This window comes from Methylobacterium sp. R2-1, from assembly GCF_014191355.1.
Classification (GTDB): domain Bacteria; phylum Pseudomonadota; class Alphaproteobacteria; order Rhizobiales; family Beijerinckiaceae; genus Methylobacterium.
Genome location: NZ_JACHWM010000033.1, coordinates 1 through 12,767, shown reverse-complemented (window position 1 = coordinate 12,767; position 12,767 = coordinate 1). Strand labels below are relative to the sequence as shown.

Annotated in this window: 11 protein-coding genes and 1 pseudogene; 1 reads left to right on the top strand and 11 read right to left on the bottom strand. The window is 62.5% G+C overall.

Annotated features, from left to right (window positions below; all coding sequences use genetic code 11):
- From FHU13_RS26975 to FHU13_RS26960, 4 genes are all read right to left on the bottom strand, one after another.
- Positions 1-482, bottom strand: a 482-nt coding sequence (locus FHU13_RS26975) for a hypothetical protein (protein WP_183438903.1), incomplete at its 3' end; no start/stop codon positions are given.
- 133 nt (positions 483-615) lie between these two features.
- A complete protein-coding gene (locus FHU13_RS26970) occupies positions 616-867 on the bottom strand; it encodes a hypothetical protein (RefSeq protein ID WP_183438902.1) in 252 nt (83 codons plus the stop codon).
- A 6-nt stretch (positions 868-873) separates the two neighbouring features.
- Complete coding sequence (locus FHU13_RS26965; protein WP_183438901.1) at positions 874-1,200, bottom strand: HNH endonuclease; 327 nt, start codon at positions 1,198-1,200, stop codon at positions 874-876.
- Positions 1,201-1,352: 152 nt separating this feature from the next.
- Positions 1,353-2,783, bottom strand: a complete 1,431-nt coding sequence (locus tag FHU13_RS26960) for a hypothetical protein (RefSeq protein WP_183438900.1) — start codon at positions 2,781-2,783, stop codon at positions 1,353-1,355.
- 564 nt (positions 2,784-3,347) lie between these two features.
- Between FHU13_RS26960 and FHU13_RS26955 the strand changes: the two genes are divergently transcribed.
- On the top strand, positions 3,348-3,656 hold the full coding sequence (locus tag FHU13_RS26955) for a helix-turn-helix transcriptional regulator (RefSeq protein ID WP_183438899.1): 309 nt from the start codon (positions 3,348-3,350) through the stop codon (positions 3,654-3,656).
- A gap of 258 nt (positions 3,657-3,914) precedes the next feature.
- Here the strand turns inward: FHU13_RS26955 and FHU13_RS26950 are convergent.
- From FHU13_RS26950 to FHU13_RS26920, 7 genes and pseudogenes are all read right to left on the bottom strand, one after another.
- Positions 3,915-4,103: pseudogene (locus tag FHU13_RS26950) on the bottom strand (integrase core domain-containing protein); the annotation flags it as partial.
- A 218-nt stretch (positions 4,104-4,321) separates the two neighbouring features.
- Positions 4,322-4,699 (bottom strand): hypothetical protein, encoded by a 378-nt coding sequence (locus FHU13_RS26945; protein ID WP_183438898.1) that lies wholly within the window; start codon positions 4,697-4,699, stop codon positions 4,322-4,324.
- A 4-nt stretch (positions 4,700-4,703) separates the two neighbouring features.
- Complete coding sequence (locus FHU13_RS26940) at positions 4,704-11,027, bottom strand: RHS repeat-associated core domain-containing protein (RefSeq protein WP_183438897.1); 6,324 nt, start codon at positions 11,025-11,027, stop codon at positions 4,704-4,706.
- A gap of 301 nt (positions 11,028-11,328) precedes the next feature.
- Positions 11,329-12,045, bottom strand: a complete 717-nt coding sequence (locus tag FHU13_RS26935) for a transcription termination/antitermination protein NusG (protein WP_183438896.1) — start codon at positions 12,043-12,045, stop codon at positions 11,329-11,331.
- 44 nt (positions 12,046-12,089) lie between these two features.
- Positions 12,090-12,338 carry a hypothetical protein gene (locus FHU13_RS26930; RefSeq protein WP_183438895.1) on the bottom strand — a complete coding sequence of 83 codons (249 nt, stop codon included), beginning with the start codon at positions 12,336-12,338 and terminating at the stop codon, positions 12,090-12,092.
- A 13-nt stretch (positions 12,339-12,351) separates the two neighbouring features.
- Positions 12,352-12,570, bottom strand: a complete 219-nt coding sequence (locus FHU13_RS26925) for a hypothetical protein (RefSeq protein WP_183438894.1) — start codon at positions 12,568-12,570, stop codon at positions 12,352-12,354.
- Positions 12,567-12,767 (bottom strand): hypothetical protein (locus tag FHU13_RS26920; protein WP_210287879.1); only part of this gene is annotated, 201 nt, incomplete at its 5' end. The genes FHU13_RS26925 and FHU13_RS26920, both read right to left, overlap by 4 nt.

Genomic DNA, 12,767 nt, shown 5'->3' with positions numbered 1-12,767 from the left:
GCCTCCGCCAGGGTCTTGGTCGCCAGCGCGAGGTTCTTCAGCACCATGGCTCGATCGCTGAGGCTCAGCGCCTTCTGCAGGCTGGCGCGCTGCTTCGCGTTGTCCTTCCCGGCCAGAGCCTCGTCGATCAGCGCCTCGAGCTCGCCGCGGCGACCGGTGATGGTCTCAAGCTCGTCGACCATGCGCAGGGCCACCCGGCGTGCCCGCTCGACGATGTCGGGCGTCTGTGCCGGCTCGTCAGGAGCCATCTCACGCAGGCGCTCGACAATCGGGGCCACGAGGGCGTCCAGGGGCTGCGGAGCCTGCGGAGGAGCCGCGGAGCTTTCCTGCCCCGGCCGGAGCCAACCGCCGGCCTTCGCGCGCAGCCTGATCGCCTTCCCGTCGCAGTTGTACCAGCGGGCCAACTCTCTGACGGGCAACGAGGTTTTTGTGTAGTCGCGCTCGATCGCCGTCCAGTCGATCGGCTTTTTCGTCTTGCCCATCGTCACGTCGTCCGCAGCACTCCGCGGTCCTCGAATTCACCCACCAGGAAAAAATCTGCGAATGGGATGGGCTGCGGTGCGGGTCCGCGCGCTCCCGAGTTTCGACCGCCCCCCTAGGCCGCCGGACAGCGGGTCAGGCCTCGGGCGCTGCACCGACTTCGACCATGATGGGAGGATGCGCAGTGCCGAGGATCCGCACATGGATCGGGGCGCCTGCTACGAGGGCCGCAAGCTCCTCAGTCGTAGGCAGCCATGCGGTCGTCATGGCGGGCGTCTCTGGTCCGCCTACAGTGCAGGTGATGACCTCGTCGCGGATCGGCAGGCCGAGGTAGCCCTGGCTCTTGCCAAGCACCCGTGTGCAGCCTTCGACGCGTCCGATCTGCATGGGTCTTCACCTCGCCATCCGCTTGGCCCGTTCACGCGCCGTCTTCTCGGCATGGTGTTTCGGGCACAGCGCCTGCCCGTTGGCCGGGTCGAGAGGCGCGCCGCCATCCCTGCGCTCGACGATGTGGTCAGCGTAGAGCCGGACACCGCCGCGGCGGCCGTGAGCGGTGCAGCCCAGAGCCTGACACTTCCATCCGGCACGCTTCAGGACTTCCTGGCGCCATACTCTGTGCTCGGGCGTCAGCAGCTCGGGATCTGCCGTCTTCGGCGCCGGCCGGGCTGTGCGCGTGCCCAGAGTGCCGAGACGCGGCGAGAGAGTGGCGAGACGGGCCATGTCCTACGATCCCCTGCCGAGCTGGGCCGCGACCCGGCAGCTCGGTTTTCGGACCCTGGCGCTTGGAAAGCCGGGGCCCCGACCACCCGTATAGGGTTAGGGGGCGCCAGGGTCCCCGTCCTATGGGGCAAGTGCAGGGCACTAGTACTTGGTTACGGCGCCGTCGGGCCGTTCACGAAGAATCGACCACTGATACCGATCCACGAGTCACCCGTCATCTCACCCGTCGCCGGGTTGTGATTGTTGAACGTCTCTGGGTTGTACACATAACCGATGACCTCGTAGTTATCAGGGTTATTGGTCAAACCCTGAAAACCATGCGCAATTGCATCGTCGATGATCTTCTGCATGTTGGCGCGGGTGTACCAATACTCGCGGTGCCGCGTTTCCGGATGCGTCTGATGCGTAAACTCAGCCGACCAGCTCGGAATGGTGACCCACCCCTCGTCGGCAAAGCGACGCTTAAGCGGGATGTTGTAGATCTGGAAGGTGTAGCTGCCGGGCGGGTTCTTGTAGATGAAGTGCTGAACCGACTCGCGTGTATCGAACTGAAGCGAGCCGAGAGTGATGAGTCCACCGCCGACCACGTCGCGAATGAAGAAATAGTCCACGATGTGCGAGCCGTTGTCCTGCGGACCACTTGGACCCTCACCACCCGCAAACGGGATGCGCGTGCTCATGGAGGACTTGAGCACTTGGCCATCACGCCACGGTCGCGCACTCATCGACTTTTCCAGCACGATGGTACCCATGCCGGTGTCGAACTTGTTGTTGGCCTTCACCCAGCGACCGTACTCGTTCAGGAGGCCCTTGGCGGCGCGAGTGTCAATGCTGACGCCCCACTGATCTCCGTACTGCTGCACACCGTAGAAGCCGGTTTTGCCGCTAACCGGATCCTGCGGTGGACCCTTGATCGTGGCGCCGGCGCCCAGGCGGTAGGGGTTCGGCAAGCCGGTGATGAGGCTGGTGTCCAGCTTCGTATCGAGGTTGATCTGGTGGTCCGCCCAATTGCCGCTGCCTAGCCGGTAGATCGACGCGCGCAGATTGACCACCTGGTTCGGGTCAAACCACTGCGTGCCGAGGTCCGGATTGAAGGCTTTGACTGGCATGTTCGGGCCGGGCGTCGGGTTGTCGATGGTCACCCGACCTTCGTGGTAGCCGTAGTCTCGAAAGTGATCGAGCGCGGCCTGATAGTTGGTGCCATAGGCAGCCTGCAGATCCGGGTTGTTGCGCAGGTAGGCACGCACATCGAACTGCCGGGAGCTTTGCCGACCTTCGGCCTTACCCCAGGTGCGCCAGTGGTGGAGACGATCGACACCGGCTGCGGCCACGTCGCCATTCAGCTGGCCGTACTGATCGTAATCGAAGACCGACAGGCGATCCGGAATGTCCGAACACTGGCCCGTCATCTTCGACGAACATGTGTATTGATCAACCGGCGACCAGCTGGCATCCGGCTGACCGGCGCCACAGATGTACGACCACAGCTGGTTGTTGGAGCAGTAAGTGCCGGTGTCGGACGCACGAGCGGCAGCCGGAAGTATGAGGGCCAGCAGCCCTAAGCCTAATTTTAGTCGTTTCATTGTGTTCACCCATGATTAGAGAACGCTGACGAGCGCTCTCCCGTCGGCGATTATATTTTCGAAGGATGGATTGGTGTCGAAGGTGCGTGTATTGCGGCGCCGCCGGCCCGTTCATGTGGGCTCTACTGCTGACGCCGACCTAGCTAGTTCCGGCCGGTCGGTGTCCAGTTCTCGGTAGGACCCCGGCTTGTGGCGCCCATTCCTACAGTTGACGCATGAAAAGCCCCGCAGCGGGCCATCCGCTCGGGGCACAAGCCACCGTCATAGGGAAGCAGATTGGTCAACCGTCGATCTGGCTGAGCTTGCAGCGACGGTCGCTAACATGAAGAAACCGCACATTGGCGATTGACCAACGTGCGGTTTCCGCATATACAGAATTTGTCCGGCGGTGGTCGCCGGATACCTCAGAGGAGAGAGAGATGCCTGCCATCTCAATCACTCTGCGGTGGAAGAGCCTGACGATCACCATCGTCCTGTTCTTCTAACCCAGAGGGGCCGGGTGGGGTGGATCAGACCTCACCCGGTTCCCGAAGGGGAATGTAGTCTCCCGCGTCGAGAACGGCAATGGATCATCACTACGACAGCAACGCAGAGGCGTCCCAGGCTTACCTTGTCCATCTGCGCGAAAAGCTCGGCCTCACGCAGAAGACAATGGCCGATGGCCTCGGCATGAGCTTGCGCGCCTACAGCGACCTTGAGAACGGCAAGTCGGCGGTGCGCACGATCCACGTCCTGGCTGCCGAGCGGTTGACCCTTAGGGTGGCGCAGACGCTGGACGACCCCAGCGTTCTAGCGAGCAACGTGGCTAAGGAGGTGCGGGCGGTGGCGGCAAAACTATGGGGAAGCCCATCGGGCGCATTTCCCCAATCGTGAGAAGCGGCAGGGCCTATGGCGGCCTACGTCCGTTCTCGCGCCCAGCCCGTGCATATTCTTCGTCGACTGGCGCAAACTCAAAATACGCTCCAACTAATAGATGTCAAGGTTCTTGATAGAAATCTCCTTGGCAGACTTGGTAGCTGTTTGGGCTCGTGGGGGCACTTGGGGCGTTCATCCGAGGCAACGGCCCGTTATTATGTATTTCGTCCCTTCATTCTGACCCGACCGGTATTTTGGACCGAGCCGAGTGTGAGGCTACTGCATGGCAACAGCCATGGGTAGCCTGAAGGCTAGATCCGGGAAGGTGACGGGCGCCGGTGGCTGATAGCCCAGGAACGAATGCGGCCGGACGCGGTTGTAGGTGTTTTGCCAAAGCCTGATCACGATCTGCGCTTTCCTCAATGAGTAGAAGATTTCCTGCCGTAGGCACTCATCGCGCAGCTTCTGCTCGGAGATCTCGCTTCCTTAGCTGAGCCAGCGCCAAGCTCGTGCCCTGGGCTATCTGCACCTCGATCTGGCGCAGCTTCAGCACCATCCGCTCCGCGCACGTCTTCTGAACTCGCGGCACGTTCGGCTTCTTCGGTACTGGCTGATCCTCTCAATCAGCTCGGTCGAAAGCCAGCCGGCCAGGCCACGAAACAATCAATAACCCAGCTAATGTATCAACTTTCTTCCTTGATCATATTATTTACCTCTAGCATAAATAAGTTCTCCGCAACTGGATCGCCATCATAGAAGCTCTCCCAGAAACCTGGGCTTTGCCAAGACTTTGGCGCAATCACTAAACAGGAGTCAAACCTTATCTTCACCCAACTTGTAGGATTGAAATCTGTAACCTTTACGAATAAATCGGACGGAAACAAAGCTACCGAAGCTATTGGATCTTTTTTATCGACAATCAAACGATACAATGTTCCGGTTTCTTGGCTCGTCTCAATGCTCAGTACGCTATAAATCTCACCTACTCGCAGCCATGGAGATATTTTTCTGACACCATTATGCGCCAGATCGAGAGATATACAACGCACTTTCAATTTCACCTCCTCAATTGAATTTTACTTTGTAATCAATATTATACAAAGTTCTTCCAGTGCGGGAATTCATGTAGAAATGTACTTGGAAATTTCCGCTCGGGCTCTGAAATGTTTTTGTCGAGAATTTGTCGTATCCTTTAGGTACCAACGGATTGCTAAGTCGATTGTTCTGCATGATCATCGTCGAGTCTCTGATTGCTTCTTCTGTCAATTCTCCATTCGGCTTAAACGGGGACGACGCTGATTGCTGCCTTAGCTGAGATGCTAGTTTAGGGCCGGTAGCTGCATTCGAGGGACCTCCCTTGGCAGCCTCATTTAGCATGATGAGACCTTGATCAAGAGCAGTTCCTAGCACACCTCCGGCGAAGGTCCCTACTGTCGCTCCGATTGCCGCACCTTTGGTAGCACCTAGAGCAGCGCCTCCCACTATGGCTGGCGCAGCACAGAAAGGTGCTCCAGGACCGCAAGCCGCACTCGCTAGTGCACCTCCAAATCCTCCTGTTCCACCCCCGCCAAGGCTGCCCAAGATCGTCCCGATCATGAAGCCCTGTGCGGCCCAGCTGCTACCATAAGATATACCGTACCCCGAACTACTCCCACGCCCTCCATCTCCGTAGGAGGGCCCCCCTACAACGTGAAGTTCATCGAGCGTAACGGCGGTCTGCGTGCCATCAGCCTGCGTTCCACTCGGATCGCGCTTGTTGATGGGATCGTTGAGAGCGTAGGCATAGCGGTTAGTGCCGACCCCGCGCTCGAGCGGATCAAGGGTATCAGGCGACAGAAATTGTCCGAGTTCCGGATCGTAGTAACGCGCGTTCAGGTACATCAGTCCCGTGGCATCGTGGCGCTCACCGATGAAGCCCCGACGTTCGATCACCGTCGCGCCGATCGCCACTTGCTGACGGCGCATACCGAAGGGCTGGTAGCGAGCGGCCGCCTCTTGTGCTCCCGTTTGGTCCGTAATCAGGCGGATTGACTGCAAGGGGTCACGGTGCAGGAACATGGTCTGTGAAGCCGGCCCCCAGCCGACCCGTTTGGCCTCCGGGTGGACGTATTTCGTCCAGGTAGAAACCGAGTCCCACGATCCGTTGCTACAAACCGGCGTCGTGACCCGCTCCAACTCCCTGCCGAGGGTCAGGGTCTCGGTCAGCGGAGGCTGCGCTGCGCAAGCAGGGTTGGATGGAGTGATTTGGCTGATGCGGCGGCTGTATTTCGGGCCGTAGCTGAGTTCCACACCCGGCGTACCAAGTGGCGTCGAAGCCGTCACCGACAGCGGCCTGTTCCAGCCGTCCCAGACGATCTGCCGGCCGCGTCCGTTCGTGAGATTGCCGTTGGCATCCCAGGTCATACCATCGGCGCCGATCTGGGTCGGGGCATGGGGACGGGGTGCGTTGGCCGCCGGATAGACGTAGGTCCCGATCTCGGTTGCGCTGAGCAGACGCCCGCCGAGATCGTAGCTGAAGCTCTGATCGAAGCTGTCATCGTCCTGATTGTCGGCCAGCGTCAGCTGGTCGAGCTCGTCGTAGGCATAGGTCCAGCTCGCTTTTTCGTCCGAGGAAGCCACGGCGGTGATGCGGCCGGCCGCATCACGCGTGTAGGCCATACGCAGGAAGGTGTTTCCATCCTTGCTCGTGGTTGTCTCAAGCAACCACCCGCGCGTCTCGGAGTACACGTTGTTCGTGCTCATGCCGTTAGCATAGGTCACGGACAGCGTGCGGCCCGCCGCGTCATACGACGTCTGGGTGATCATCCCGGGAATGGAATAGAGCCGCCCCGCCGCATCGTAGCGCCAGGCACCGGCGCTGGCGGGATCGGCGTCACCGACGGTATCACCATCGGGATAAACCCGGCTGGTCACACGGCCGCCGCTGTCATAGCGGGTCAGGATGCGGTAATTCTCACTCAGGTCCGGTAGGTCACAGAAAGGCTCGGATTGCGGAAACCAACGCTCGCGGGCGACATTTCCGTCAGCGTCGTAATCGTAACAGACACCGATTTCCGGATACTTGTTGGTCTCCGAGGTGAGCTGGCCGATGTTGCGCGGCAGGATGCCATCAGGATCCGGAGTCGGGCCTGACTCGTCATAGTAATATTCATTGCGGCCAACTTCACCAGCGGCCGATCCGAGTATCTTCTTGGACTGGCGATCGAGAACGTCGTAGCGGAACGTCGTGATGTTCCCCTTGGCATCGGTCTGCTGCGTCAGGCGATCGGCCGCGTCGTAGACATAGTTCCACGTCCCGAGATCCGGATCGTTGGCCTGGGTACGCCGACCGAGGGAGTCGAAGGTATAAGTCCAGACCGCACCGATCGGGTCAGTGACTTGGACGGCCCGGTTGAGGGCATCGAAGACGGTGGAGGTGGTCGCGTAAGCTCCCCCCACGACCGGAGCTTTGCTGACCTCGTTGCCGTAGGCGTCCTGATCGAGCGCGGTGAGACGGCTGAGCGGATCGACGATGTCCTGAGCGGAGAAGCCGGTGGGGAGACCTGACGCCCGGTAGGTGACAGTCGAGGCCGCTCCGTCCGGCTGCGTCATCCGGACCACACGGTCGAGGGCATCGTAGCGGGTCTCGATCCGGAAGCTCGGGGCCCCGTAGTAGTAGGGCAGGCTCTCACTCACCCGATTGCCGCGGGCATCGTAAGCGTAGTCGATGTGGATGTCGGACGCGCCGGGTCCTTTCTTGCGCACGCGCCAGGTCCGCCCGAGCCCGTCGATGTCGGTCATCGCATAGATGTCGCCGGCCGCGTTGTTGGGGGCGGGGCGGACCTCGCGCACGTATTGTCGGTCAGCTTGTCCGATGTCGTTGTAGTGCCAGCCGGTATACCCACCGCCCGGACGAGTGACGCGAGTCCGGCGGCACAGGCCGTCGTAAGTCCAGGTCGTGACGCCACCGTTGAGGTCGGTCTGAGTCGCGGGTTGCTCGCAGATCTGGTTCCAGTAGGTGCCGGCGACCTGCCCGAGGGCATTGGTGGTGGCGACCACGAACACGTGGTAGCCGGGGTCATAAGTATAGCGCGTGGTCGCGCCGACCTCGTTGGTCTCGGCGGTGAGGTTTCCGTAGCTGTCGTACTCCCTAGCCCGAGTGACCCAGTCGCCGGCGGTGTCGCGCCAGCGCTGGGTCTGGGTGGGGTCGCCGCGGACGGGGGCGGCCCCCTCCGTCGTGGTGTTGTCGTAGAGAGTGATGGTGTCGGCCACCAAGGGGGAGCCGGCGTTGTCGCCGGCATGGAGGCGTTCGCGCGAGGGCTTGTTGACGATGTAGATGCCCAGGTTGGGAGCAGCGTAGCCGATGGTGCGGTGGCGCTCATCCCCCGCACGAGCGATGTCGCCGTGGCTCGTCTCGGCGACGATCTCACCAAAGGCATTGAAGTTGCGGCTGATGCGAGAGGTCTTGCTGCCGTTCGGGAAGAACTCGGTGCGCTCCTGGGTTACCGGCAGCGCAGTGTAGGGTGGGACGGCGTTGTTGGCCTGCAATCCGGTGCTGTCGCGACGTAGCGGGGTGCCGGCGCCATCGCGGCGCTCAACCTGGATCGGAGTGCCGGCGGCAGCGAAGTCCTGGGAGAAGGCAATGTCGAGGCTGGGGCAGGCGCTCTCGCCCTCCGAGCAAGGCAGGGTCGCGGTGAGCCCAGCGAAGCCGAGGAAACGCCGGTTGGGAAAGTCGTAGCGTCCGCCGCGGTAGGCGAAGGTTGTGCGGGCGGGCGGATGGCGCCCATCGTGGACGGTGAGGGCGGAGACGGTCTGGGTCACGAAAGGCATGCGGGTGCCAGGGGTGGCGCCCCAAGCCGTGGACGGGGTGTACTCCACCTGCGTGACCGCCCCGAGAGCGGAGGTGGCAGAGGTCATCAGGTCCGGGATCGGCCCCGTCGCGTAGAGGATTGTGCCCGAGGGGAAGGTTCCCCGTTGCCCGGTGCTGTTGGCCTGGGCGAGGATGTCCGGCTTGCCGTCGCCGTTCAGGTCCGCGAACGTGTAGATGGATTGGGCTGGGAGCACACGGCGCTCCCAGTTCCCCCCGCCGCGGTTGAGGAACAGCTCGACGGGAGCCACGTATCCGTCCATGCCGATCGGTGTCGAGACCACGACGTCGCTGCGTCCGTCGGCATCGATGTCGATGACGCGAACCTCGCAGACCTTGGGACCGATGGGGTTCTCGCTCGGCGTGAAGCGATAGATGGTTGCGCAACTCGTCTGGGGGGCGAGTTGGACGTCGGCCTGAAACGCGCGGCCGGTGGAGATCTGCAGGCTGATCGAAGCGATGGAGTCCAAGCCGTACTGCTCGACCGGGTCGCCGGATGAACCGTCGGGGAAGTAGTAGCGCGCGACGTCCGTCGACCCATCGCCGTTGAGATCGCCGGGCAGGTCGTAGACCGCCGGCTTCTCACCTGTGACTCGATACGAGAACAGGTCTTCGAAGTGCGTCCCGGCCCACCTGTATCGAGTGACGTACCATTCCAGCGGATAGCCGGCACTTACCAGCTGATAGGCCGGTAGATCGGCCCTGCCATCGCCGTTCGCATCGCCGTTCGATGTCAGCACCTCTTCGAAGCCCCGTGGCCTGGGGACGGAGGGATATGCGATAGCGGCAAATTCAGTGCCGTTGTATTTGTATATGTTGTCAAAGCCGTGAGGCATGATCTCCGTAGCGCCGTCACCTTCGATGTCGGCATATGGAATAGAATATTGGTTACTGATAATGGGATGGGGCAGGGAGATTGTCTTGCTCTCGAACGAGATCGTATTCGTCGCCCTGTCGTACCGTGTCAGATAGACGTCCAAATTCGGGGCAACGAAGATCGAAATGTCGGCCAGTCCGTCGCCGTCATGATCTCCAACCCTGAAGCCGAAGTTGCTGAGCAGGGCATACCCGTTCGCATTGCAGGACCTAATCCCGCCGGGAAACGGTTGGACGATCTGCGGCTGTACCATGCCTGCACCGGTGGACAACTTCATATCCAGAGAGCAGATGTTGTAGCCCGTCGCTCTGATGATCAGGACGTCTTGTCGTCCATCTCCGTTGAAATCGCCCGGTAGGTCGAAAACTTCGCTGCCGTCTGTATGCAGGACGTCAGCGGCGGGTGTGAAACCGATGTCCGAATTGCTGTAGGCGTAGTGGCCGATGAGTAGGTTCTCGCCGGAGGGCCGGGCATCGTCGTAGAGGCCCCAAACGGTGCCGAACCGGCGCACATCGACCAGCCGCTGCAGTCCCGTCGAGGGGCTCGTCTCCTGCCATAGCCCGTAGGCACGGACGCCTGCGCCCCCGGTGCGGATCTCGACGCGCCGCAGTTGCCGGTCGAGCCGGGCAAGGCCTCGACCCGTCGCCCGGGTCTGGTAGGCCGGATGGTCGGCGGCCACGAACAGGATCTCGGTGCCGTTGTAGGCGATCTTGTCGGGGTAGCAGACGGGCAGGGTTCTGCAGTTGTAGTTGTAGCTGACTGTGTTGCCGTGCGTGTCCTCACGGCCAGCCAGCAGCCAGCGATACTGATAGCGGATCAGGTCGGGAGTGTCGTCGCCGGGCTCGACCGTGTTGCCCCAGTGAGCGACCGCCAGAAAGTGCGAGCGCGTCCCGTCCTTGGCCCAGACCGTCCAAGTGTTGGCCCCGGCATCGTAGAGGACCCGCTCGTAGCTCTCGACCTTGCCGGTGTAGTTGCCGCCTTGGGTGCAGCTCGGGCTGGTCATGCCTTCCGTGCAGGGGACGAGGTCCTTGCCGTCGAGCTGGAATACGTCGGAGGCATCGAAACGCGGAGTACCGTTGACGGGGGCGGTCCGGACGATGTCGGGCAAGCCCTGCAACTCCCAACCGACGCCGACGAAGCCGGCCATGAGACGGCCCGCGTTGAGGCCGCCGCCGGAGCTGTACTGCAGCGACAGCTTGGGCTCGAGTCCGCGGAACTTGGGCACCTCGATCTCGAGGCTCTGGGCGAAGGCGCCGAAGCCGAGCGTCTCCGGCGTTTGCGCCACGTGCCGCATCGAGCCGGATCCCAGATCGGGCGCGAACGGGTCCGCACCCTGCCCGGCTGGTGCGCCGGCCATTCGGGCCTGCGGCTGGCTCTGGGGTTGCGCCTCAGTCGGCGTCGAGGGGCGGTCCTGGTCCTTTCCGACCGCCGGACCACCCGCGGAGGGAGCAGGTTCCTGGGCCGAGGGCGTCAACGCCTCCGGTGCTGGCTTGGAACTGGAGGAGGGGTCAGCCGATCCAGCTGGTGCCGGCCGCGGAGCCTCCTCGGCCTGTGCAGAGGAGGGTAGCGGCGTAGTGATCAGCGAGACCGACAGGAGGGTTACGATCGTCCTGCGCGCCATCCCACCGATGAGCGAGGGGCACAAACCCGCCACCTTCGTATTCATGCCTGACCCCGCAGCCTGCATTGATAGGCCCGAACAAATCACCCTAGGATGATTTTCACATACTCGCACAGATAGAAGCGGCTGTTGAGAAGCAGCAAGAGTCGAGGCGACTTATCCACAGGATAGCATCCGAGTTTTTTCATAATTCGAAGAAAATAATAAGATAGAAGCAGTATTAATTTTGAAATGCCGGTGGCCGATTGAGCATTCTTGATACACATTGCCTCACAGGCCGCTTCGGCGACTAATTCTAAGCGCAAGCAGCCCTTCGCGGCGGATTTCAAACGTCGGATTTGGCCCACTAGGCTGCTCGATGCACATCCTCAATCGGCAGCCGTACCTCGCAGGTGGTGCTGCGCATCTCGAGTGAGATCAAGCCGACCGTGCCGCCCTCGGCGTGACCGATGAACTTGCCCAGGAAGCCAGAGAACACCCCAGAGCCGGCGCGCACGTCCTCACCGGGCTGGATGCTTCCGGAGGCCGACCGGTTCGTGACGCCAGCAATCTCGTCTGCACCCTGTCTGCGGAGCCAGCGCAGACCTTCACCATTTATGGGCCGAGGGCCGAGCCCGGAGACGCCAAGGATCCCGAGCAGTCCGTGCACGTTCCGCCCCTCACGGTCGCGCTCCCGCAGCGCGGCCAGGGTGTCGTCGCAGAGGCCGCCGAGCACGCCGACAATGATGTAGTGGCGAAGGATCGGGCGCTGGATCTCCCGGCGCGGCACCCGTAGGTTCGAGCGCACGGCCCGGTGCCAGAAAAACTCGCACGGGACGTAGGCGGCGAAAGGGGTTTCGCCCTCGCGCCTCCCGCGCAGCATGGCGCGCCGGACGCTGGCCGCCGCCGACAGCTCCCGGCTCGGCGCTGTCGTGCAGACGTACCACTTCAGGGCCGAGACGTAGAGGTTCGGCACCTTGTTGCGGCGCTCGGGCGGCAACGGCACGTCCTGAGCAATCGTGCTGTTGTGCTGCGGCGTGGCCTGGGCGGTGTTGTAGCCCTTGCCGAACTGGCCTCGTGGCATGGCGGCTGTTCCTCGATACGCTACGAGAGGGGTGATGGCGGCAGTCAGGCGACGCGCGGCACGCAGACCGCGGCATCGTCGTCAGGCGGGCGCTTGCCGGCTCGGATCAGGGTGACCACGCGCTGATCGCGCAGCACGAAGCTCGCTGCGCTGGCATCGGGGCGGCCGTCGAAAGCCTGCAGCGCCTCCTCGACCTCCGCCCGCATCAGCTCACGCCAGCCATCGACGTCGATGCCATGGACGCGCTCCATCCAGCGCAGGAGGGCATGGTCGGTGATCTCGGGGGCAATCATGCCGGGCTCCTGTCTACGGAAGGGGGTTCGGCGCCACGGCGCGGCGATCGATATTCCTGACGGCGCGCGCCAACTCGCGAAGCCCCGCGCCGATCAGGTCGGACCGGTTCACCTCAACGGTGCTCCACCGGTGGCCGCAGGCCTGACAGTCGCGCCAACGGCGGATGCCGAGTGGGCTCTTCCGGCTCTCGATGACGAGGCTGTCCTCAGCGGTGCAGGTGGGGCAGATCACTCGACTACCTCCGCGCGCGGGGTGAAGGTGTTCCTCACCGGCAAGCCAGCGCGCTCCCGCTCCCAGGCGTCCCGGCGCTCCACGGCCTCGTTGGCGCGCAGCTGCTCGGCGCGCTCCTGAGCGATCTCGTCGTCCGTGCGCTGAACGATGACGTTCGAGCGGCCCATCTCTGCTTTCAGTTGGTTCCAATGCGCCAC

Coding starts and splice junctions, on each gene's coding strand:
- FHU13_RS26970 (WP_183438902.1), bottom strand. CDS start 867: ATGCAGATCGGACGCGTCGAAGGCTGCACACGGGTGCTTGGCAAGAGC.
- FHU13_RS26965 (WP_183438901.1), bottom strand. CDS start 1,200: ATGGCCCGTCTCGCCACTCTCTCGCCGCGTCTCGGCACTCTGGGCACG.
- FHU13_RS26960 (WP_183438900.1), bottom strand. CDS start 2,783: ATGAAACGACTAAAATTAGGCTTAGGGCTGCTGGCCCTCATACTTCCG.
- FHU13_RS26955 (WP_183438899.1), top strand. CDS start 3,348: ATGGATCATCACTACGACAGCAACGCAGAGGCGTCCCAGGCTTACCTT.
- FHU13_RS26940 (WP_183438897.1), bottom strand. CDS start 11,027: ATGAATACGAAGGTGGCGGGTTTGTGCCCCTCGCTCATCGGTGGGATG.
- FHU13_RS26935 (WP_183438896.1), bottom strand. CDS start 12,045: ATGCCACGAGGCCAGTTCGGCAAGGGCTACAACACCGCCCAGGCCACG.
- FHU13_RS26930 (WP_183438895.1), bottom strand. CDS start 12,338: ATGATTGCCCCCGAGATCACCGACCATGCCCTCCTGCGCTGGATGGAG.